This is a genomic window from Janthinobacterium sp. GW823-FHT01H08, assembly GCF_058797855.1.
The window spans coordinates 1,006,979-1,028,572 of the sequence record NZ_CM179504.1 but is presented as its reverse complement, the minus strand read 5'-3'; the positions used below and the strand labels follow the sequence as shown (position 1 = coordinate 1,028,572).

Here is a 21,594-nt window from a genome sequence, read left to right as displayed (position 1 = left end):
GCGGGCATTACTCGCCTTCGCCAAACCTGTCATTAATCAGGGCGGTGAGCGCATCGACACATGCCTGCTCATCATCGCCCTCGGCTTCCAGGGTCACTTTCGCGCCCTTGCCGGCGGCCAGCATCATCACGCCCATGATGGACTTGGCGTTGATGCGGCGCGCGTTGCGGGTCAGCCAGACGTCGCTCTTGAACTTGGCGGCGAGCTGGGTAAATTTGGCGGAGGCGCGTGCGTGCAGTCCCAGCTTGTTGATGATTTCGAGTTCTTTTTGAATCATTTTTGTATGGTCTCTATCCCTGAATGCACTACGCTGATGACAATCTTGGCCTATAAAACCCGCCGCCTTCAGGGCGGCGGCCATGTACTTCCTTACTCGCCCACGCGAATGCGGTTATCGACGCGCACGGCGCCGCTTTGCGCGCCGGCCAGCGCCATCTCCACCACCACGTCGAGCGTGTCGCGGCGATACGTGATGGCGCGCAGCAGCATCGGCAGGCTGATGCCGGCGATGACTTCCACCCTGCCCGCATCGGCCAGCTTGTTGCAGCAGTTCGACGGCGTGCCGCCCTTCACGTCGGTAATCACCAGCACGCCGGAACCGTCGTCGAGGCGGCAGATGGCGTCCGACGCCAGCTTTTGCACTTCCGCCAGGTCCTGGTCGGCGACGACGTCGATGGCTTCAAACCGCTCCGTTGGACCGCGAAACACATGCGCGCAGGCAGCGATGAAAGCCTGTCCCAGCGGTGCATGTGTCATGAGCAAAATCCCTACCATAGTCAATACCCTCTAGCGCTGCTGCGCTTGCGCAACGCCATGCTCGACGGCGTCGACAAACATGGCAGCCACGTCAAAACCCGTCTGCTGCATGATTTCCTGGAAGCAGGTCGGGCTGGTGACATTGACTTCCGTCAGATAGTCGCCGATCACGTCCAATCCTACCAGCATCAGGCCACGCGCGGCCAGGATCGGGCCCAGCTTTTCTGCGATTTCCAGGTCGCGCGCCGTCAATGGTTGCGCCACGCCCGTGCCGCCGGCCGCCAGGTTGCCCCGCACTTCACCCGCCTGCGGGATGCGCGCCAGCGAAAACGGCACCGGCTTGCCGCCGATGACGAGGATGCGCTTGTCGCCCTTGACGATGTCGGCAATAAAGCGCTGTGCCATGATGGTCTGCGCGCCGTTCTCGCTCAAGGTCTCGATGATGGCGCCCAGGTTCAGGCCATCGGCCTTGACGCGGAAGATGCCCGTGCCTCCCATGCCGTCGAGCGGCTTGAAGATGACGTCCTGGTGTTTGGCGTGGAAGGCGCGCAAGCGCGCTTCATCCGACGTCACCAGGGTCGGCGACGTGAATTCGGAAAACTGGGCAATCGCCAGCTTTTCATTGTTATCGCGGATGGCGGACGGCTTGTTGAAGACGTGCGCGCCCTGCTTTTCCGCCAGCTCCAGCAAATACGTGCCGTACACGTATTCCATGTCGAACGGCGGGTCCTTGCGCTCGATGATGGCGTCCAGGGCCGACAGGCGCACTTCCTCGGTCGAGACGACCTTATACCAATCGTGTTCGTCGCCCGTCAGCGCGATGTGTTTTACCCGTGCCGTGACGATGCCCTCTTCCAGCGCCATGTCCTTCTGCTCGAACGCGTACACGGCGTGGCCGCGTTTGGCCGCCTCGCGCATCATGGCGAAGGTGGAATCTTTGTAAGTCTTGAAGCCTGCCAGCGGGTCGGCAAGGAATGCAATTTTCATGGTGCGTCCAATCGGGGAGCCTGGATAAGGAATGCTTGATTCTAGCCGAGATCGCCAGGTGCGGTAGTCACCGCGCCCGGCAAGCTGCGGGGAGGGATCAATACACCTCGGGATTCGGGTCCGTGCGCTCCATTTCCAGCGACGCGGCCAGCAAGGCCAGGCGCGCCACCACGCCATACACATAGAAGCGGTTCGGCGCGGCCGTGCCCGGCTTGGCCTTCAAGTCCGGCACGGCATGCTGCTGGGCAAACGCCAGCGGCACGTACTGCGAGCCGGGCGCGTTCAGGTTCTGGTCGACGCCCTTTTCCGCGTGCACGCGGTAGAAACCGCCCACCACATAGCGGTCGATCATGTAGACGACGGGTTCGGCCACGGCATCCTTGATGCTTTCAAACGTGGGCACGCCTTCCTGGATGATGACGTCGGTGACGACCTTGCCGTCCTTGACGATGGACATCTTGTCGCGCTGCTTGCGCGACAGGTCGCGCACTTCGCTGGCGTCGCGCACCGTCATGATGCCCGTGCCATACGTGCCCGCATCGGGCTTGACGATGACGAAGGGCTTTTCCTTGATGCCGTATTCCTTGTATTTCTTGCGGATCTTGGCCAGCAGCACATCGACGCTGGCGGCCAGCGCGTCTTCGCCCTCGCCTTCCTGGAAATTGACGTCGCTGCACTTGGCGTGGAAGGGATTGAGCATCCACGGGTCGACATCGATCATCTTGCCGAATTTTTTCACCACTTCATCGTAGGCCGTGTAGTGGTTGCTCTTGCGGCGCAAGGCCCAGCCCGCGTGCAAGGGCGGCAGCAAGCTTTGTTCATGAATATTTTGCAAGATATCAGGGATGCCGTCCGACAAGTCGTTATTCAGCAGAATCGTGCACGGGTCGAAATCCTTCAAGCCCAGGCGGCGGCCGTTGTTCAGGCGCACGAGGGGCTCGATGACGAGCATGTTGCCATCCGGCAACGCCAAGGGTGTCGGCTGGGTGATCTCGGGCGACCACGAACCGAAGCGCACGTGCAGTCCCGTCTGGCGGAAGATCTGCATCAGGCGCGCCACGTTCTGCAGGTATTGCGGCGTGGTGTTGTGCAATTCCGGCACGATCAGCAGGTTGCGGGCGTCCGGGCAATACTTGTCGATGGCAGCCATGGCGGCCTGCACGGACAGGGGCAGCATTTCCGTGGCCAGGTTATGGAAACCACCAGGGAACAGATTGGTATCGACGGGCGCCAGTTTGTAGCCGGCGTTACGCAAGTCTACCGAGCAATAGAAGGGCGGCGTGTGTTCTTGCCACTCCATGCGAAACCAGCGCTCAATGGCCGGCGTCGCGGCCAGAATCTTTTTTTCGAGGTCGAGCAGCGGTCCGGTCAGGGCCGTGACGAGATGGGGAACCATAGTTACATCCTTAAATTATGTGCAGTATTCAAAAAAGCACACAGAACTGCCGACTATATTACCGTGTAAGTACCCCAAATCGGGGCAAAACCCTTGTTTTAAAGACCTTTTCCATTCCCACAACGAAAAAAAGGCACCTCAATGAGGCGCCTTTCTGGCCGGACATGCCGCGCCGGGGCGCTGGCATGTCAGATCCTTGTTATTTAACCATGATACGCTTGCTCGCCATGGCTGGTGATGTCGAGGCCTTCGCGCTCTTCTTCTTCCGGTACGCGCAAGCCGATGACGATGTCGACCAGTTTATAGGCGACGACGGAGACGACGGCCGACCACAGGATGGTGGTGCCGACCGCTTGCGCCTGCACCCACACCTGATGACCGATCGAATACGGATCGGCCGACATCTTGTTGGTGACATAGTCGAAGATGCCCTGGCCGCCCAATTGTGGTGCAGCAAACACGCCCGTCAGCAAGGCACCGAGGATACCGCCCACGCCATGCACGCCGAACACGTCGAGCGAATCGTCGGCGCCGATCAGGCGTTTCAGGCCATTCACGCCCCACAAGCAGACGATACCGGCCAGCAGGCCGATGACCAGGCCGCCCATCGGGCCGACAAAGCCGGCCGCCGGGGTGATCGCCACCAGGCCGGCCACGGCGCCGGACGCGCCACCGAGCATGGATGGCTTGCCTTTGCTGATCCACTCGCCAAATACCCACGACAGGGTGGCGGCGGCAGTGGCCAGCAAGGTGTTGACGAAGGCCAGGGCCGCCACGTCGCCCGCTTCCAGCGAGGAACCGGCATTGAAACCGAACCAGCCCACCCACAGCAGCGAAGCGCCGATCATGGTCATCGTCAGCGAGTGCGGCGCCATCGATTCGCGGCCGTAGCCGACGCGCTTGCCGATCATGATCGCGCCCACCAGGCCGGCGACGGCGGCATTGATGTGCACCACGGTGCCGCCGGCGAAGTCCAGCGCGCCTTTTTGCCAGATCCAGCCCGCTTTCAGGGCTTCGCTGGCCGAGGTGGCGGCATTGGTGATCAGGTCAGGACCGGTCCAGAACCACACCATGTGGGCCGCTGGCAGGTAGGCGAACGTGAACCACAGCACGACGAAGGCCAGCACGGCGGCAAACTTGGCGCGCTCGGCAAAGGCGCCGACGATCAGTGCGCAGGTGATGGCGGCAAACGTGCCCTGGAAAGCCACGAAGACGAACTCGGGAATGACGACGCCCTTGCTGAAGGTGGCGGCGGCGGCAAACGTGCCCTTGGCCGGATCCCAGATACCGTTCAGGAACAGGCGGTCGAAGCCACCGAAGAAGGCGGTTTTTTCCGTAAAGGCGACCGAGTAGCCGTAGATACACCACAGCACGATGACCAGCGCGAACACCATGAACACTTGCATCAGCACCGACAGCATGTTCTTCGAGCGCACCAGGCCGCCGTAGAACAGGGCCAGGCCGGGGATGGTCATCAAAATCACCAGCAAAGTGGAAATCATCATGAAACTGGTATCGCCCTTGTTGGCGACAGGGGCGGCAGCCGGTGCGGCAGCGGCAGCGGCCGGGGCCGGGGCGGCGGCAGCGGGCGCGGCATCAGGCACGGGCGTGACGGCGGGGGCGGCAACGGCCGTGGTCGTGGCCGCCTCCGTCTTGGCAGGGGCATCGGCAAAGCTCGGCGTGGCGACGCCAAACGCACACAGACAGGCTATCCCAGCGAGCAATTTTGTTATATTTTTACGCATCAATATTCCCCTTAGAGCGCTTCGTTGCCGGTTTCACCGGTACGGATGCGGATGACTTGTTCCAGGTTGTAGACGAAAATCTTGCCGTCGCCGATTTTACCGGTACGCGCGGCGCCTTCGATCGCTTCGATGGCCTGGTCGACAATGGCGTCATCGACGGCTGCTTCAATCTTGGTTTTTGGCAAAAAATCAACGACATACTCGGCGCCACGGTAGAGTTCCGTATGGCCTTTCTGGCGGCCGAAACCTTTGACTTCGGTGACGGTAATGCCTTGCACATTGATAGCCGACAAGGCTTCGCGTACTTCGTCCAGTTTGAACGGCTTAATGATTGCAGTAATCATTTTCATGGCAGTCTCGCTTAAAAGGTTTTGGATACGGTCAGCACGAGACCGGATTTCGCCAGATTCTTGCCATTCGGTGCCAGCGACGTGATGTTGGCCTTGACGGCGGCCAGAGCCACGGTCACCACGCCGAAATCCTTGGTCACGCCGATCTTGTAATCGTTATAGCTGAGGGAATCGTTGTGCGCGACCTTCTGGCGTCCGGCATGCAGGTTCAGCATGTAGCCATCGTGCACATCGACGTTGGCACCCACATCGAGGTAGCCGCTGTTCTTGCTGTCAGGCACGCCGAACAGATTACTGGTCGAATGCGAGTACTTGATGTAGGCCGGGCCATAGCCGAGCTGGCCGTACAGTTCGAAGGTGTTCGCGTTGGTGCTCAGCCCATTCGAGGGATAGAAGTAGTACAGGCCGCCCACATCGTAGGTGAAATCCTTGCTGATCTCGCCACGTTTGCCACCGTAGATATCCCATTCCAGGTTGGTATCGCCGCCGCCGTCCTTGATCCATTTGATGCTCGACAGCCAGGTCCCCACGTACAAACCCGTCGGGTTGTGGGTATAGTCGGCGCCGCCGCTGATGGCAGGGTCGAGACGACTTTGCGACACGCCACGGTAGCGGTAGTCGCTGGTCAGCGCCACGTTGTAGCTCACCACGTTATCAGGTACGGCTTCGGCCGCAGCAGGCGCCGCCACTGCATCCTGGGCCATGGCGCTGCCGCACAAGGCGGTCATGGCCAGCGTCAACGCTGCAGCTAAAGTCATGTTCTTGGACAGATTCTTCATGGCGATTCCCTTTTATTGAACTTTTAAAGCGGTTGAGGTTTAAAATCTTGGCTGGAGATCACAAAGCGTTCATACCTTCTTTAGCAGAATACGTGCCAGCTCTCTTGCCACCTTGACAGGTGCGTTTCCGGCCATACATACCCTGCAAGCCGCTGGGCATGCGGAAATACGCTGCTGAAGCGTTGTGGATTTGCCTATTTTCGCACCAGATTAACACCGCTGTGCACCGCAATGGTGCGATGCACATGCCGCACCATAAAAGGACTGAACATGGACATGAATACCTTCTTTAACGACTTGCAAGGCAAGATCCACCAGGCCATCGAGAACTCGCCGGCCAAGGATATCGAGAAAAACGTGAAATCGATGATGACCCAGGGCTTCGCCCGCCTCGATCTCGTCACGCGCGAGGAATTCGATATTCAGGCGCAAGTGCTGGCCAAGACCCGCGCCAAGCTCGACGCACTGGAATTGCGCCTGATCGAACTGGAAACGCGTCTGAACGAGCCCAAGGCCAAGGTGTAAGGTTGTAAGGTGACGCCAGCCAGACCACGTTATTGACGGCCTTGCTGGCATAGCTCAAGCCTGACGGCGTTTCACGCGCTAGACTGAGACTGCCCGCGCCCGCGCCACAGGGGAGTCTGATGAGTCTGGCCGTCCTGAAAAGCCGCGCCCTGGCCGGCATGGAAGCGCCCGAGGTAAGTGTCGAAGTCCACCTTGCCAACGGTTTGCCTTCATTTACGATAGTCGGCCTGCCGGATACGGAAGTGAAGGAATCGCGCGACCGCGTCCGTGCCGCGCTGCAAAACTGCGGCTTTGAGATGCCGGCGCGGCGCATCACGGCCAACCTGGCGCCGGCGGACTTGCCCAAGGAATCGGGGCGCTTCGACCTGCCTATTGCCTTGGGTATCCTGGCCGCCTCGGGCCAGTTGCCGGGCGACCAATTACATCACTACGAATTCGCGGGCGAACTGTCGCTCTCTGGCCAGTTGCGGCCCATCCGCGGCGCCCTGGCCATGACCTTTGCCATGCAGCGCAGCCCGGCGGGTGCGCCACGCGCCTTCATCCTGCCGCAGGCGAATGCGGACGAGGCGGCGCTCGTCAGCGATGCCTGCATCTATCCCGCCCACAGCCTGCTCGAAGTCTGCGCGCATTTTGCCGCGCACGGCAGCCAGACCTCCCTGCAACGCCATCAGCCCATGCTGGCAGCGCACGTCTTTCCGTATCCCGACTTTGCCGATGTGCAAGGGCAGCAGCAGGCGCGGCGGGCGCTGGAGGTGGCGGCCGCAGGCGGTCATAACGTCCTGATGGTCGGGCCGCCGGGCGCGGGCAAGACCATGCTGGCCAGCCGTTTTCCCGGCGTGCTGCCGCCCATGAGCGACGAAGAGGCGCTGGAATCGGCCGCCGTGCATTCGCTGGGCGGCCACTTCAAGGTGGAACACTGGAAACGCCGCCCCTATCGTGCCCCGCACCAGACGGCGTCCGGCGTGGCCCTGGTGGGCGGCGGCAACGTGCCGCGCCCCGGAGAAATCTCGCTCGCGCACTGCGGCGTGCTGTTTCTCGATGAAATCGCCGAATTCCAGCGCCGGGTGCTCGATGTGCTGCGCCAGCCCATGGAATCGGGCGTGATCAACATTTCACGCGCGGCCCGCCAGGCCGAGTTTCCTGCCCGCTTCCAGCTGATCGCCGCCATGAATCCCTGCCCGTGCGGCTATCTGGGCCACGCTTCGGGACGTTGCCGCTGCACGCCGGACGCCGTGCTCCGTTATCACAGCCGCCTGTCCGGTCCGCTACTCGACCGTATCGACCTGCAGATTGAAGTGGCCGCCATGCCGCCGGCGGCGCTGGGCCGGCACGCCGGCGCCGGAGAAAGCACGCAAGCCATCGCCACGCGGGTAGCGGCAGCCTTTGCCCTGCAGCTGGCACGCCAGGGAAAGGCGAATCAGCGCCTGAGCAGCACGGAAATCGAACAGCATTGTCGCCTGGAAGCCCATGGCGAACAGCTGCTGCATGGCGCCATGGCGCGATTGCACTGGTCGGCGCGTACCTACCACCGCGTACTGCGCGTGGCGCGCAGCATCGCGGACCTGGAGGCTAGCCCCGGCATCACGCAGCCGCACGTCGCCGAAGCGATCCAGTACCGGCGCGTGCTGCGTGAAATATAAGGCGGCCCGTAAGTGCCGCACGTGCACGATTGCGCACGACTGGCGGCGCTGCTACCATCTGCTGATGAAAAAACCATCACTTGCCCTCTTTCTGGCTACGCTCGCGGCCGCCGGCATCTTGTCGGCCTGCAGTCCGAAGTTCGACTGGCGCGACTACCGCAGCCCCGACGCCCAGTTCACGGCCTTGTTTCCAGGCAAACCGGCTGTGCTGACGCGCGAGATCGATCTTGATGGCAGGAAAATCAGCCTGACCATGACGGCAAGCGAGGTCGATGGCAATACCTTCGCCATCGGCAGCGCCTTGCTCGACAGCGCAGAACAGGCGCAAGCGGCCCTGCCCGCCATGCAGACTGCCTTGTTAAAAAATATCAACGGCACCGTGCGCAGCGAAAAATCGGCATCGACGGCCAGCAGCACGGCGGCCGGAACACACCAGCGCAGTTCGCTCAGCATCGAGGCCAAAGGCACGCAGCAAGGCAAGCCGGTCTTGCTGGTCGGCCGTTTTGTGGCGCAGGATAAACGGATTTTCCAGATCATCATCCTCGGTGAAGAAAGCAAGCTGTCGCGTGACACCATCGACACTTTCATGGACTCGGTGAAACTGGATTGAGACTTAACGATCGCTTAAACGGGTGTTTTCACCGCAAGCAAGCTCTTGTAAATGCGTGCGTTGTCCAACAGATGGCCCTATCCGGCTTGCAAATGTGCAATCCGGGCAATCGGACGGCCTGTGCGACATTTCAAGTCGTGATATTGTTTCGACACTAACAACAAGTTTCAGAAAGCGCTTATGTTGATCTCATTCAAATCCAAATCCTCCCCTGAAGTGCTGATGTACCAGGAACATGCCCAGCGCATCCTCGACATCCTGCACAAGAACCCCACACGCGGCGTCATCACGCCAGCCGAAGCGGGCGATGCCCTGGCCCTGCTGGAAAAAGAAGTCGCGGAAAGCAAACTACATCCGGAAAATGACGTCGAACACGATGCGCATACGCCGGAAACGCTGGAAGATGGCGAAACGGGCGCCCATGCGCGCGCGCAAAAAGTGCATTTCTCGCAGCGCGCCTATCCCTTGATGGAGATGCTGCGCTCGGCCAAGGCGGAAAATGAAAGCATCACCTGGGGCATCTAGTCCGATGAATGCTGCAGACGAAAAAAAACCCCGCTGATGCGGGGTTTTTTTATATAACAAGCCTGACGATAACCTACTTTCACACTGGTTGCAGCACTATCATCGGCGCAAAGTTGTTTCACGGTCCTGTTCGGGATGGGAAGGGGTGGGACCAACTTGCTATGGTCATCAGGCATAACTTTTTCAACAGCCTGCTCCCAACGGGGCAGCAAACCATCTGATCTGAGGAGGCGAATTATACCGTAGGTCAGCTTGGCGCGCAAGCGCATAAGTCTCCCCTCGGACGCCAACAGTGTTGTCGGATTACGCGCTGCGCGCTAATCCGACCTACCTGGTTTGGTCGATGTCGGCCGATGTCCGTCGGCGCAGGCCGGCGTAGGTCGGCTTAGCGCAGCGTAAGCCGACAACCACCCGCAGCACCCCGCAAAATCGCCAGACGAAAAAAAACCCGACCATTGCTGATCGGGTTTTTTTCTAGGTAAAACAGCCGGGGGCTGTTTCACCAAATAACAAGCCTGACGATAACCTACTTTCACACTGGTTGCAGCACTATCATCGGCGCAAAGTTGTTTCACGGTCCTGTTCGGGATGGGAAGGGGTGGGACCAACTTGCTATGGTCATCAGGCATAACTTGTACCGGCATTTGTCCTCAGTAGAGCGACAAAGCCATGAATCTGGAAGAAGCAAAGATTGGGGGTAATGAATTGGTGTATCAACACACACGCAACGTTGTACCGTCTTATCCTCTGCACCTGCTAAGGTTATAGGGACAAGCCGTACGGGCAATTAGTACTGGTTAGCTTAATGCATTACTGCACTTCCACACCCAGCCTATCAACGTCCTGGTCTCGAACGACCCTTCAAAGAGCTCAAGGCTCTGGGAAATCTCATCTCAAGGCAAGTTTCCCGCTTAGATGCTTTCAGCGGTTATCTCTTCCGAACTTAGCTACCCGGCAATGCCACTGGCGTGACAACCGGTACACCAGAGGTTCGTCCACTCCGGTCCTCTCGTACTAGGAGCAGCCCCCTTCAAATTTCCAACGCCCACGGCAGATAGGGACCAAACTGTCTCACGACGTTTTAAACCCAGCTCACGTACCACTTTAAATGGCGAACAGCCATACCCTTGGGACCGGCTACAGCCCCAGGATGTGATGAGCCGACATCGAGGTGCCAAACTCCCCCGTCGATATGAACTCTTGGGAGGAATCAGCCTGTTATCCCCAGAGTACCTTTTATCCGTTGAGCGATGGCCCTTCCATACAGAACCACCGGATCACTATGTCCTACTTTCGTACCTGCTCGACTTGTCAGTCTCGCAGTTAAGCACGCTTATGCCATTGCACTATCAACACGATGTCCGACCGTATCTAGCGTACCTTCGAACTCCTCCGTTACACTTTAGGAGGAGACCGCCCCAGTCAAACTGCCTACCATGCACTGTCCCCGATCCGGATAACGGACCAAGGTTAGAACCTCAAACAAACCAGGGTGGTATTTCAAGGTTGGCTCCACGAGAACTAGCGTCCCCGCTTCAAAGCCTCCCACCTATCCTACACAGATTGGTTCAAAGTCCAATGCAAAGCTACAGTAAAGGTTCATGGGGTCTTTCCGTCTAGCCGCGGGTAGATTGCATCATCACAAACATTTCAACTTCGCTGAGTCTCGGGAGGAGACAGTGTGGCCATCGTTACGCCATTCGTGCAGGTCGGAACTTACCCGACAAGGAATTTCGCTACCTTAGGACCGTTATAGTTACGGCCGCCGTTTACTGGGACTTCAATCAAGAGCTTGCACCCCATCATTTAATCTTCCAGCACCGGGCAGGCGTCACACCCTATACGTCCACTTTCGTGTTTGCAGAGTGCTGTGTTTTTATTAAACAGTCGCAGCCACCAGTTTATTGCAACCCTTTCACCCTTCTGGAGTAAACCAGTCAAGCTACCGGGGCGTACCTTTTCCCGAAGTTACGGTACCAATTTGCCGAGTTCCTTCTCCCGAGTTCTCTCAAGCGCCTTAGAATACTCATCTCGCCCACCTGTGTCGGTTTGCGGTACGGTCTCGTATGACTGAAGCTTAGAGGCTTTTCTTGGAACCACTTCCGATTGCTTCGTGAACAAGTTCACTCGTCCCATCCCCTTGAATCCTGCGCCCGGATTTGCCTAAGCGCCTTCTATGAGACAGAAACTGACTATTCCAACAGTCAGACAACCTTCCGCGATCCGTCCCCCCATCGCATCATACGACGGTGCAGGAATATTAACCTGCTTCCCATCAGCTACGCATCTCTGCCTCGCCTTAGGGGCCGACTCACCCTGCTCCGATGAACGTTGAACAGGAAACCTTGGGCTTACGGCGTGGAGGCTTTTCACCCCCATTATCGCTACTCATGTCAGCATTCGCACTTCTGATACCTCCAGCATCCTTTACAAGACACCTTCGCAGGCTTACAGAACGCTCTCCTACCATATATATCTGTGATAAATCACAGAACAATATCCGCAGCTTCGGTGACTGGCTTAGCCCCGTTACATCTTCCGCGCAGGACGACTCGATCAGTGAGCTATTACGCTTTCTTTAAATGATGGCTGCTTCTAAGCCAACATCCTGACTGTTTTAGCCTTCCCACTTCGTTTTCCACTTAGCCAATCTTTGGGACCTTAGCTGGCGGTCTGGGTTGTTTCCCTCTTGACGCCGGACGTTAGCACCCGACGTCTGTCTCCCAAGCTCGCACTCATCGGTATTCGGAGTTTGCAATGGTTTGGTAAGTCGCAATGACCCCCTAGCCATAACAGTGCTCTACCCCCGATGGTGATACTTGAGGCACTACCTAAATAGTTTTCGGAGAGAACCAGCTATTTCCAAGTTTGTTTAGCCTTTCACCCCTACCCACAGCTCATCCCCTAATTTTTCAACATTAGTGGGTTCGGACCTCCAGGGCGTGTTACCGCACCTTCATCCTGGCCATGAGTAGATCACTTGGTTTCGGGTCTACACCCAGCGACTGATCGCCCTATTCGGACTCGATTTCTCTACGGCTTCCCTATGCGGTTAACCTTGCCACTGAATGTAAGTCGCTGACCCATTATACAAAAGGTACGCAGTCACGGAACAAGTCCGCTCCTACTGTTTGTATGCACACGGTTTCAGGATCTATTTCACTCCCCTTCCGGGGTTCTTTTCGCCTTTCCCTCACGGTACTGGTTCACTATCGGTCGATTACGAGTATTTAGCCTTGGAGGATGGTCCCCCCATATTCAGACAGGATGTCACGTGTCCCGCCCTACTTGTCGTACGCTTAGTACCACCGGTCCGATTTCACATACGGGGCTATCACCCGCTATGGCTCCACTTTCCAGAGGATTCTGTTATCGGTCCGACTATCACGTACAGGCTCCTCCCATTTCGCTCGCCGCTACTTTGGGAATCTCGGTTGATTTCTTTTCCTGCAGCTACTTAGATGTTTCAGTTCGCCGCGTTCGCCTTGCATACCTATGTATTCAGTATGCAATACCCTAAAAGGGTGGGTTGCCCCATTCGGAAATCTGCGGATCAAAGTGTGTTTGCTCACTCCCCGCAGCTTATCGCAAGCTACTACGTCCTTCATCGCCTGTAATCGCCAAGGCATCCACCATGTGCACTTATTCGCTTGTCCCTATAACGTTAGCCTCTGAAGACCGAAGTCCTCAAAGAGCGCTACAGGGATAAGAAAGTACAACGTTGTTGCTTGTTTGTTGATACATACAATCATCACCCATCGATTTGCGTTTTACGGCAAACCGATCAATAAATAATCTTTACTTCTTCCAGATTGTTAAAGAACGAAACAGCTTTGATCGCTAAAAGATCAAACCTAAACCTGACTGGCTTACGTTTGCACTTTCAAAGTACTTGGTGGAGGATGACGGGATCGAACCGACGACCCCCTGCTTGCAAAGCAGGTGCTCTCCCAGCTGAGCTAATCCCCCAGGATATTTCTACGACTCGGGTCTTACTGGTAGGGCTGGTTGGACTCGAACCAACGACCCCCGCGTTATCAACACGGTGCTCTAACCAGCTGAGCTACAGCCCCAACGCGGAACTTCTACGACTACTGTTTCTTCTTTGACTAACAGCCGATAAGTGTGAACATTTGATGCGTGAATCATTACTGATTCGTGCAAACTCTAGAAAGGAGGTGATCCAGCCGCACCTTCCGATACGGCTACCTTGTTACGACTTCACCCCAGTCACGAATCCTACCGTGGTAAGCGCCCTCCTTACGGTTAAGCTACCTACTTCTGGTAAAACCCGCTCCCATGGTGTGACGGGCGGTGTGTACAAGACCCGGGAACGTATTCACCGCGACATGCTGATCCGCGATTACTAGCGATTCCAACTTCATGCAGTCGAGTTGCAGACTACAATCCGGACTACGATACACTTTCTGCGATTAGCTCCCCCTCGCGGGTTGGCGGCGCTCTGTATGTACCATTGTATGACGTGTGAAGCCCTACCCATAAGGGCCATGAGGACTTGACGTCATCCCCACCTTCCTCCGGTTTGTCACCGGCAGTCTCATTAGAGTGCCCTTTCGTAGCAACTAATGACAAGGGTTGCGCTCGTTGCGGGACTTAACCCAACATCTCACGACACGAGCTGACGACAGCCATGCAGCACCTGTGTACTGGTTCTCTTTCGAGCACTCCCCAATCTCTCGGGGATTCCAGCCATGTCAAGGGTAGGTAAGGTTTTTCGCGTTGCATCGAATTAATCCACATCATCCACCGCTTGTGCGGGTCCCCGTCAATTCCTTTGAGTTTTAATCTTGCGACCGTACTCCCCAGGCGGTCTACTTCACGCGTTAGCTGCGTTACCAAGTCAATTAAGACCCGACAACTAGTAGACATCGTTTAGGGCGTGGACTACCAGGGTATCTAATCCTGTTTGCTCCCCACGCTTTCGTGCATGAGCGTCAATCTTGACCCAGGGGGCTGCCTTCGCCATCGGTGTTCCTCCACATATCTACGCATTTCACTGCTACACGTGGAATTCTACCCCCCTCTGCCAGATTCTAGCCTTGCAGTCTCCAATGCAATTCCCAGGTTGAGCCCGGGGATTTCACATCAGACTTACAAAACCGCCTGCGCACGCTTTACGCCCAGTAATTCCGATTAACGCTTGCACCCTACGTATTACCGCGGCTGCTGGCACGTAGTTAGCCGGTGCTTATTCTTCAGGTACCGTCATTAGCAAGAGATATTAGCTCTCACCGTTTCTTCCCTGACAAAAGAGCTTTACAACCCGAAGGCCTTCTTCACTCACGCGGCATTGCTGGATCAGGCTTTCGCCCATTGTCCAAAATTCCCCACTGCTGCCTCCCGTAGGAGTCTGGACCGTGTCTCAGTTCCAGTGTGGCTGGTCGTCCTCTCAGACCAGCTACTGATCGATGCCTTGGTAGGCTTTTACCCTACCAACTAGCTAATCAGATATCGGCCGCTCCACGAGCATGAGGTCTTGCGATCCCCCACTTTCATCCGTAGATCGTATGCGGTATTAGCGTAACTTTCGCTACGTTATCCCCCACTCCAGGGTACGTTCCGATATATTACTCACCCGTTCGCCACTCGCCACCAGAGCAAGCTCCGTGCTGCCGTTCGACTTGCATGTGTAAGGCATGCCGCCAGCGTTCAATCTGAGCCAGGATCAAACTCTTCAGTTTAATCTCTGTTACTTTGCCGTTTTACCGGCACCGTCATTGCTGACGGGTCGCTCACTTCAAAAACAACTGACAGGCCACTTCTTGCGAAGCGTCCTATTTCATTTATTTCTTCGTGAACATTTGATATTTTAAGTTTTACGCTGCTTGCGCAGCGCTGCACTTACATCAAATGCCCACACTTATCGACTGTTAATTGTTAAAGAACTGTATTCGGTGCTACTTTCGCGCTATCGACAAAGCGTTGTGTTTGTCAGCTGCGAAGAAGGAAGAGTATGAAGCATTTCGGCTAATTCGTCAACTTTCTTTTTTACTACCCAGCCCCGGAAGGCCGCCCCTTTTGTGCCGCAAACTAGTGCGTCTCATCGGGGAGGCGAATCATATCAAAGACCGTCGAAGTTTGGCAAGCGCTTTTCCAGGAAAGCGTGCATGCCTTCTTTTTGTGCAGGCGTGCCGAAGGCAGCCTGGAACAAGCGGCGCTCGTAGGCGACGCCATCGGTCAGGGTCGTTTCAAAGGCGCGGTTGACGCAATCCTTGATCATCATGGCCACCGAGGTCGGCATGGCGGCGATGGTCTTGGCGGCAGCCAGGGTTTCTTCCAGCAACTTATCGGCCGGCACCACGCGCGACACCAGGCCGATGCGTTCCGCCTCGGCGGCATCGATGGTGCGTGCCGTCAGCAGCAGATCCATGGCCTTGGCCTTGCCGATGGCGCGCGGCAGGCGCTGCGTACCGCCCGCGCCCGGCGTGACGCCAACCTTGATTTCCGGCTGGCCGAATTTGGCGCTGTCGGCGGCGATCAGGAAATCGCACATCATGGCCAGTTCGCAGCCGCCACCGAGCGCATAGCCGGCCACCGCGCCCACCACCGGTTTGCGCACGCGCAAGATATGTTCCCAGTTGCGGCTGATGTAGCCCTGGGTAAAGGTATCGGGATAAGTGTAGTCAGCCATGGCGGCGATGTCGGCGCCGGCGGCAAAGGCTTTTTCGCTGCCCGTGAGCACGATGCAGCCGATATTCTCATCGGCATCGAACTTCAGCAAGGCGTGGCCCAGCTCATTCATCATATTGTCGTTCAAGGCATTCAAGGCCTTGGGACGGTTCAGGCGGATGACCGCCACTTTGTCCTGGATGTCGATGATCAGGTCTTCGTATTGCATAGTGTCTCCTCTCGATGAACGGTGCAACGATTGTAGCGGCTAACGGCAGCGGCGCGGCAGGTGCGCTGCTATTATTGTGAGTCCGATCACCTTTATCGAGCAGCGTATTTTCTCCTCCTTCTTCCAGTACTGCACCCGCTATCTGCGCGGCGACGGCAGCGCCGCCAGCGTCAATTTCCGCCGCCTGTGGTTCAGCAACGGCCTCAATTGCTTCGGCGCCCAGATCACCTCGCTGGCCCTGCCCCTTTGCGCGGTACTGCTGCTGCATGCGACGCCGGAACAGATGGGCGTACTGGTCGCGCTACAGGCGCTGCCGTTCGCCCTGTTTGGCTTGCCCGTCGGCGTGCTGCTGGACAGGCGCAGCAAGCACCCGATCATGCTGTTCAGCGAAAGCATGTCCGGCCTGGCCCTGGCCAGCGTGGCCGTGGCCTACTGGTGCGGCGTGCTGTCGATGCCATGGTTATATATAGTGGGATTCATCATCGGCACGGGCTTCGTCGTCGGCGGCGGCGCCGAACAGGTGTTTCTGACTTTCCTCGTGGGCCGCGATGGCTTGATCGATGCGCAATCGAAATTTGCCGCCACGGAATCGGCTTCGCGCCTGATCGGCCCCGGCCTGGCCGGCGTGCTGGTGCAAATGCTGTCGGCGCCCGTCGCCATCCTGTGCACGGCCTGCGGATACTTGATTTCCGTTTTCAATTTGCGCGCCATGAGCGTGCGCGACCCACGGCCGGCCCCCTCTGACAAGCACGCCTTGCGCGACATCGCCGACGGCTTGCTGTTCGTCTGGCGCGAGCCGCTGCTGCGCGCGCTGGCCTGGGGCGCCGGCATCTGGCACTTCCTGTTTTATGCCAGCATGGCCTTGACGGTGCTGTTCGCCACACGCGACCTGGGCATGAGCCCTGGCGTGCTGGGCATGACGCAGATGCTGGGCGGCGCCGGCGTCTTGCTCAGCGCCTTCATCGTCAAGCCGCTGACGAAGCGCTACGGCGCTGGCCGCACCATCCTGATCGGCCTGGCTTCGACCTCGCTCTGCTTTGCCCTGACGCCAACGATTCCCGCCGCGCTGTTCGGCAGCGCGGCGGCCAGTGCCGTCGCCTATGCCATATTGATGTTCTTTTTCGATTGCGGCGTGATGCTGTTCTTTATTCCCTACCTGGGCTTGCGCCAGAAAGTCACGCCCGATCCCATGCTGGGCCGCATGACATCGACCATGCGCTTCCTGACGGTGGCAACGGCGCCGCTGGGCGCGCTGGCCGCCGGCTGGGTCGCGGAACATTTTGGCGTGCGCAATGGCCTGGCCTGCATCGCGGCAGGCAGCATTGCGTTGACGGTCGCCATGGTATGGGGCACGCCGCTGCGTAGCGTGCGCACCTGAAGCGAGGAACGGGCATACACTGATGAAAGATTGCCTTGGCGACACTATTCATGCCAAAGCCTGTGAGGTTTGATTTACATCAAGGTTTTAATTGATGTAAATCCATAAGCTGTCTTATATCACTTGAGGAGCACGCCATGTTTAACACCATCTTATTTCCCACCGACGGCTCGCCGTTGTCCGACAAAGCCGCCGAGACCGCCCTCGCCTTTGCCCAATTGAACAAGGCCAAGCTGGTCGCCATCAGCGTGGTGCAACCGTTCCCGTTCTCGCCGATGGCCGACGGCGGCATCGTGCTCGACGCCAGCCTGTATGAACAGCAGATGCAGGAAGCTTCGCAACGCGCGATCGACAAGATCGGCGCAGCGGCGCGCGCCGCCGGCGTGGCTTTCGAAGGCGTGGTGGCAGTGTCACCGAGCCCGCACGACGAAATCGTCAATGCGGCGCAAACCTACCATTGCGACATCATCCTGATGGCCTCGCATGGCCGCAAGGGCTTGAACAAGCTGTTCGTGGGCAGCGAAACGCAAAAAGTGCTCGCGCATACGCATTTGCCGGTCATGGTTCTGCGTTAAGCCAGACAATAACTACCCCGGCGTCGTGCGCAGCAACTCACCGCGCCGGTGCCTGCTTCGGCAACAATACCCACACGGCGCCGCTCTGCTTCATGCGGCCCGCATTCTCGGCCGCTTCCGCGCCAAAGCCAAAGAAATAATCGACACGGATCGGCCCGCGAATGGCGCCGCCCGTATCCTGCGCCATCACCAGGCGCTGCATGGGAATCTCGCTATTGGCTTGCGTCGTGGACAAAAACACGGGCGCGCCCAGCGGCAGGAAGCGCGAATCGACGGCCACCGAGCGCTGCGGCGTCAACGGCACGCCCAGCGCACCCTTCGGCCCCACTTTCGGATCGGGCAAACGCTCTTCCTTGAAGAAGACATAGCTGGGGTTAGCGTTGAACAATTCATCCTTGCGCGTCGGGTGGCCGGCAATCCACGCCTTGATCCCCTGCGCCGATGCCTGGCTCAGGGTCAGCTCACCCTTGTCGACCAGGTAGCGGCCAATCGACTTGTAGGGGTGGCCGTTTTGATCCGCGTACGCTACGCGCACGGTTTCCTGCGTATCGGTAAGCTGCACGCGCCCGGAACCCTGCACCTGCAGGAAGAACGCCTCGACTTCGTCATCCACCCACAGCAATTCCTTGCCCGTGACGGACGTGGCGCGCTCGATGTCGGCGCGGGTCGCGTACGGGATCACCTTCTTGCCGACCAGCTTGCCCCGCAAGCGCATGTTTTTCAGTTCCGGATACACGCCGGACAAGTCCACCGAGACCAGGTCGTCGGGCACCTTGTACAGCGGCGTCTGGTATGGACCGCCGCGCTTGCGCGCGCCGTGCAACAGCGGCTCGTAGTAGCCGGTGACGAGGCCCGTGCTGGCACCATCGGCCGTAATGACTTGATTGGGCACAAAGAAGGTCTCGAAGAACAGACGGATGGCCTTGTCGCTGTCGGCATTCACCTGGCGCGCGATCGTGCACGATTCCTTCCAGTCCGGACGCTTCACCAGCACGCCACACGAAGCCATGAAGGCCGGCCAGGCGGCGCGCATGTCGTCGCGGGCCCAGCCAGGCAAGGCGGCGAACTTGGCGGGCACAAAGGTTGGAGCTGCCACATCCGCGGCATCCTTGGCGTCGGCCGGCTTGGCGGGCACGTGCCTGACGACGGTCGGCGCGATGGGCGGCGCCTTGCCGCCGGCGGCGGCCGGTGGCGCCGATGGCGTGGTACAGGCGGAAAGCGCAAGCGCGACGGCGCCGATGGAAACGGGTAGACTACCGCGTGTCAACAGACGGCGGGTAAATACTAAGCTGCGGGTAAATAACATAGGGGTGCGTATGTGGATCTTGATGATAGAGGCGCTGGTGGCGTTCTTCTTGCTGGCATTTATAGTCTGGTGGACCATGTATTCGGGTAAAAAACCCGCGCCACCGGCACGCCAGCAACTCAGCGAAGAACAGGACAGCACCGAAAAACTGAAATAAGGGGCCAAGCCCCCGGCGTTGCATCAATGCAGGGTGCGCGGCACCGACAGCACGAACTCGGGAATCGAAGCTTCGAACTGATGGCCGTCTTCTGCCACGCAAAAGTATTCGCCGCGCATCGAGCCTTGCGGCGTGCCCAGCATGGTGCCGCTCGTGTATTCGAACTGCTCGCCCGGCTGCAGCAGCGGCTGGTGGCCGACGGCGCCCAGACCGCGCACCTCTTCCACCTTGTTGTTCGCATCCGTGATAAGCCAGTGGCGCGAAATCAGTTGCGCGCCAGCCGTGCCCGTGTTGACGACGCGGATCGTGTAACTGAACACGTGCCGCCCCTGGTCCGGTGCCGATTGTTCGGGCAGATATTGCGTTTTGACCGTTACCGTAAATTCATAAGTCGCCATCGTCATTCCTATTCAGACATTGCCAGCCGTATTGTGTGCCGCGCGCGACGCATTGACCATCGCGCGATGCGTATTCTGTGTTTCACGGTCCTTCAATGAAGCATGGTACCGGCGTCAAGCGTAAAATAGCGCATCTTCGCATTTTCTACTCTCAGCCTTTAGCCACCATGACAACATTCCGTATCGCTCCCAGCATCCTGTCCGCCGATTTTGCCCGCCTCGGCGAGGAAGTGCGCAACGTCGTTACCGCCGGCGCCGACATCATCCACTTCGACGTGATGGATAACCATTATGTGCCGAACCTGACCATCGGCCCGTTGGTGTGCGAAGCGATCCGCCCACACGTGCAAGTGCCGATCGACGTGCACCTGATGGTCAAGCCTGTCGATCGCATTATCCCGGATTTCGCCAAGGCTGGCGCGAACATCATCACCTTTCACCCGGAAGCGTCGGATCACGTCGACCGTTCGCTGCAGCTGATCCGCGACAACGGCTGCAAATCGGGCCTGGTCTTCAACCCGGGCACGCCGCTGCACTACCTGGAACACGTGATGGACAAGATCGACATCATCCTGATCATGTCGGTCAACCCGGGCTTCGGCGGCCAGTCCTTCATCCCGCAAGCGCTGAAGAAAATCGCCGAAGCGCGCCGCATGATCGACGAATCGGGCCGTGACATCATGCTGGAAGTCGATGGCGGCATCAAGATCGACAACATCGCCGCCGCCGCCGCCGCAGGCGCCGACACCTTCGTCGCCGGCTCGGCCATCTTCGGCAAGCCGGACTACAAGGCCGTCATCGACGCCATGCGCGCCGAGCTGGCATCCGTCAAGGGCGCCTGATGCAAGCGGGCACGGTGAAAGACCACGTACTGGCCGGCGTGCGCGCCGCCATCATCGACCTCGATGGCACGATGCTCGACACCGTGCCCGATTTTCATGTCGCCATCAATGGCATGCGCGCTGAACTGGACCTGGCCCCCATCAGCGCCGAGGCCATCAAGCTGATGGTGGGCAAAGGCTCGGAAAACCTGATCCGCACCGTGCTGGCCCTCGACTTCGATGCGGCCGGCGTGGAACAGCGTTTCGAACAGGCGATGGAGGGCTATCAGCGCCACTACCTGGCCATCAACGGCCAGTTCAGCACCCTGTACCCGGACGTGGAAGCGGGACTGGCGGCGATGAAGGCGGCGGGCTTGCGCCTGGCCTGCGTCACCAACAAACCCATCGCCTTCGCCCTGCCCCTGCTGAAACTGAAAAACCTGGACCAGTATTTCGAGATCGTCTACGGCGGCGATTCGCTGCCAAAGAAAAAACCGCACCCGATGCCGCTGCTGCAAGTGTGCGCGGACTTCGACCTGCCGCCCGCCAAAGTGGTGGCCATCGGCGACTCCTCGAATGACGCGCAAGCGGCCAGGGCTGCGGCTTGCCCCGTATTGACGGTACCGTATGGCTACAATCACGGACACTCTATACACGATACCGATTCCGATGGTATAGTAAAGACACTGCTCGAAGCAGCACGTTTTATTGGCATGCAAAACTAAACGGCATACTGACCAAACCCAACACCATATCGTGAACACGTTTCTCATCAAAAAACACAATG

Annotated in this window: 19 protein-coding genes, 2 tRNA genes and 4 rRNA genes; 9 read left to right on the top strand and 16 right to left on the bottom strand. The window is 58.4% G+C overall.

Features of this window, described 5'->3' with window-relative positions; all coding sequences use genetic code 11:
* Window positions 1–7: 7 nt before the first annotated feature.
* The 7 genes from AC3RCG_RS04580 to AC3RCG_RS04550 all read right to left on the bottom strand — a co-directional run bounded on the left by AC3RCG_RS04580 (window position 8) and on the right by AC3RCG_RS04550 (window position 6,013).
* Window positions 8–277, bottom strand: a complete 270-nt coding sequence (locus AC3RCG_RS04580; protein ID WP_010393142.1) for an HPr family phosphocarrier protein — start codon at window positions 275–277, stop codon at window positions 8–10.
* A 92-nt stretch (window positions 278–369) separates the two neighbouring features.
* Entirely contained in the window at window positions 370–774 is a 405-nt protein-coding gene (locus AC3RCG_RS04575; protein ID WP_035824452.1) for a PTS sugar transporter subunit IIA, read from the bottom strand.
* A 12-nt stretch (window positions 775–786) separates the two neighbouring features.
* A complete protein-coding gene (gshB, locus tag AC3RCG_RS04570; protein ID WP_070289932.1) occupies window positions 787–1,743 on the bottom strand; it encodes a glutathione synthase in 957 nt (318 codons plus the stop codon).
* A gap of 97 nt (window positions 1,744–1,840) precedes the next feature.
* Window positions 1,841–3,139, bottom strand: coding sequence for a glutamate--cysteine ligase (gene gshA / locus AC3RCG_RS04565; protein WP_070222828.1), 1,299 nt, complete (start codon window positions 3,137–3,139; stop codon window positions 1,841–1,843).
* A gap of 203 nt (window positions 3,140–3,342) precedes the next feature.
* Window positions 3,343–4,884, bottom strand: coding sequence for an ammonium transporter (locus AC3RCG_RS04560; RefSeq protein WP_492403555.1), 1,542 nt, complete (start codon window positions 4,882–4,884; stop codon window positions 3,343–3,345).
* A gap of 11 nt (window positions 4,885–4,895) precedes the next feature.
* Window positions 4,896–5,234, bottom strand: coding sequence for a P-II family nitrogen regulator (locus AC3RCG_RS04555; protein WP_010393464.1), 339 nt, complete (start codon window positions 5,232–5,234; stop codon window positions 4,896–4,898).
* An 11-nt stretch (window positions 5,235–5,245) separates the two neighbouring features.
* Window positions 5,246–6,013 (bottom strand): TorF family putative porin, encoded by a 768-nt coding sequence (locus tag AC3RCG_RS04550; protein WP_070311087.1) that lies wholly within the window; start codon window positions 6,011–6,013, stop codon window positions 5,246–5,248.
* Between the two features lie 270 nt (window positions 6,014–6,283).
* Here AC3RCG_RS04550 and AC3RCG_RS04545 point away from each other — a divergent pair, with 270 nt between their 5' ends.
* From AC3RCG_RS04545 to AC3RCG_RS04530, 4 genes are all read left to right on the top strand, one after another.
* On the top strand, window positions 6,284–6,538 hold the full coding sequence (locus AC3RCG_RS04545) for an accessory factor UbiK family protein (RefSeq protein ID WP_070289926.1): 255 nt from the start codon (window positions 6,284–6,286) through the stop codon (window positions 6,536–6,538).
* A 119-nt stretch (window positions 6,539–6,657) separates the two neighbouring features.
* A complete protein-coding gene (locus tag AC3RCG_RS04540) occupies window positions 6,658–8,178 on the top strand; it encodes a YifB family Mg chelatase-like AAA ATPase (protein WP_492403558.1) in 1,521 nt (506 codons plus the stop codon).
* A 64-nt stretch (window positions 8,179–8,242) separates the two neighbouring features.
* Window positions 8,243–8,788: a hypothetical protein gene (locus tag AC3RCG_RS04535; protein ID WP_070224493.1), complete on the top strand. Its 546-nt coding sequence runs from the start codon at window positions 8,243–8,245 to the stop codon at window positions 8,786–8,788.
* A 180-nt stretch (window positions 8,789–8,968) separates the two neighbouring features.
* On the top strand, window positions 8,969–9,313 hold the full coding sequence (locus AC3RCG_RS04530) for a DUF1840 domain-containing protein (RefSeq protein WP_070224486.1): 345 nt from the start codon (window positions 8,969–8,971) through the stop codon (window positions 9,311–9,313).
* 60 nt (window positions 9,314–9,373) lie between these two features.
* Here AC3RCG_RS04530 and rrf (AC3RCG_RS04525) read toward each other — a convergent pair.
* The 7 genes from rrf (AC3RCG_RS04525) to AC3RCG_RS04495 all read right to left on the bottom strand — a co-directional run bounded on the left by rrf (AC3RCG_RS04525) (window position 9,374) and on the right by AC3RCG_RS04495 (window position 16,172).
* A 5S ribosomal RNA gene (gene rrf, locus AC3RCG_RS04525) occupies window positions 9,374–9,486 on the bottom strand.
* Window positions 9,487–9,826: 340 nt separating this feature from the next.
* A 5S ribosomal RNA gene (gene rrf, locus AC3RCG_RS04520) occupies window positions 9,827–9,939 on the bottom strand.
* A gap of 140 nt (window positions 9,940–10,079) precedes the next feature.
* Window positions 10,080–12,969 (bottom strand): 23S ribosomal RNA (locus AC3RCG_RS04515).
* 237 nt (window positions 12,970–13,206) lie between these two features.
* Window positions 13,207–13,282, bottom strand: a tRNA-Ala gene (locus AC3RCG_RS04510).
* 27 nt (window positions 13,283–13,309) lie between these two features.
* Window positions 13,310–13,386: transfer RNA gene (locus AC3RCG_RS04505), tRNA-Ile, on the bottom strand.
* A 98-nt stretch (window positions 13,387–13,484) separates the two neighbouring features.
* Window positions 13,485–15,015, bottom strand: a 16S ribosomal RNA gene (locus AC3RCG_RS04500).
* The 16S, 23S and 5S rRNA genes sit together here with 2 tRNA genes alongside, the layout of an rRNA operon.
* Before the next feature lie 380 nt (window positions 15,016–15,395).
* Window positions 15,396–16,172: an enoyl-CoA hydratase gene (locus AC3RCG_RS04495; RefSeq protein ID WP_070292462.1), complete on the bottom strand. Its 777-nt coding sequence runs from the start codon at window positions 16,170–16,172 to the stop codon at window positions 15,396–15,398.
* Between the two features lie 76 nt (window positions 16,173–16,248).
* Here AC3RCG_RS04495 and AC3RCG_RS04490 point away from each other — a divergent pair, with 76 nt between their 5' ends.
* Both AC3RCG_RS04490 and AC3RCG_RS04485 read left to right on the top strand, forming a co-directional pair.
* Window positions 16,249–17,550, top strand: a complete 1,302-nt coding sequence (locus AC3RCG_RS04490; protein WP_492404036.1) for an MFS transporter — start codon at window positions 16,249–16,251, stop codon at window positions 17,548–17,550.
* 137 nt (window positions 17,551–17,687) lie between these two features.
* Window positions 17,688–18,125 (top strand): universal stress protein, encoded by a 438-nt coding sequence (locus tag AC3RCG_RS04485; RefSeq protein ID WP_070292460.1) that lies wholly within the window; start codon window positions 17,688–17,690, stop codon window positions 18,123–18,125.
* A gap of 37 nt (window positions 18,126–18,162) precedes the next feature.
* Here AC3RCG_RS04485 and mltA read toward each other — a convergent pair whose 3' ends face one another.
* Window positions 18,163–19,392 (bottom strand): murein transglycosylase A, encoded by a 1,230-nt coding sequence (gene mltA / locus AC3RCG_RS04480; protein ID WP_492404038.1) that lies wholly within the window; start codon window positions 19,390–19,392, stop codon window positions 18,163–18,165.
* Between the two features lie 49 nt (window positions 19,393–19,441).
* On the opposite strand from mltA, the gene AC3RCG_RS04475 reads away from it, so the two are divergent.
* Window positions 19,442–19,588 (top strand): hypothetical protein, encoded by a 147-nt coding sequence (locus AC3RCG_RS04475; protein WP_175444843.1) that lies wholly within the window; start codon window positions 19,442–19,444, stop codon window positions 19,586–19,588.
* 23 nt (window positions 19,589–19,611) lie between these two features.
* On the opposite strand, the gene apaG is transcribed toward AC3RCG_RS04475, so the two are convergent.
* Window positions 19,612–19,986 (bottom strand): Co2+/Mg2+ efflux protein ApaG, encoded by a 375-nt coding sequence (apaG, locus tag AC3RCG_RS04470; protein WP_099411747.1) that lies wholly within the window; start codon window positions 19,984–19,986, stop codon window positions 19,612–19,614.
* Window positions 19,987–20,153: 167 nt separating this feature from the next.
* Here apaG and rpe point away from each other — a divergent pair, with 167 nt between their 5' ends.
* Together rpe and AC3RCG_RS04460 are read left to right on the top strand one after the other, a co-directional pair.
* Window positions 20,154–20,828: a ribulose-phosphate 3-epimerase gene (rpe, locus tag AC3RCG_RS04465; protein ID WP_070223781.1), complete on the top strand. Its 675-nt coding sequence runs from the start codon at window positions 20,154–20,156 to the stop codon at window positions 20,826–20,828.
* Window positions 20,828–21,532, top strand: coding sequence for a phosphoglycolate phosphatase (locus AC3RCG_RS04460; protein ID WP_492404041.1), 705 nt, complete (start codon window positions 20,828–20,830; stop codon window positions 21,530–21,532). The genes rpe and AC3RCG_RS04460 overlap by 1 nt, the downstream gene beginning before the upstream one ends.
* Window positions 21,533–21,594: the final 62 nt, after the last annotated feature.